Here is a 519-nt window from a genome sequence, read left to right on the forward strand (position 1 = left end):
CGATGGTGTGCTTCGCGGCCGCTGCCATGATGGGGCCAAAGTTCCGGGCGGTCTTGCGGTAGACGAGGTTGCCCTTGCCGTCAGCCTTCAGGGCCTTGATGAGGGCGACGTCGGCGTGGATGGGGGTCTCGAACACGTGGCCGCGGCCGTCGATGATCCGGGTTTCCTTGCCCTCGGCGAGCATGGTGCCGTAGCCGGTGGGGGTGAAAAACCCGCCGATCCCGGCCCCCGCGGCGCGGATGCGTTCGGCGAGGTTGCCCTGCGGGACGAGTTCGAGTTCGATGTCGCCGGCCTTGTACTTGGCGTCGAAGTGCCAGGAATCGGACTGCCGCGGGAAGGAGCAGATCATCTTCTTCACCCGGCCTTCCTTGATCAGCAGGGCCAGGCCCTGGTCCCCCTGGCCGGCGTTGTTGTTCACCACGGTCAGGTCCGTGGCGCCGCAGTCCAGCAGCGCGTCGATCAGTTCGAACGGCTGGCCGGCGTTGCCGAACCCGCCGATCATCACGGTGGAGCCGTCCT

1 protein-coding gene is annotated in these 519 nt (G+C 67.1%); it reads right to left on the reverse strand.

Annotated features, from left to right (window positions below; genetic code table 11):
- Positions 1 to 519, reverse strand: a 519-nt coding sequence (locus PUN51_RS20890; RefSeq protein ID WP_275182390.1) for a 3-oxoacid CoA-transferase subunit A, incomplete at both ends; no start/stop codon positions are given.

This window comes from Arthrobacter sp. NQ4 (assembly GCF_029077345.1).
GTDB lineage: Bacteria > Actinomycetota > Actinomycetes > Actinomycetales > Micrococcaceae > Arthrobacter.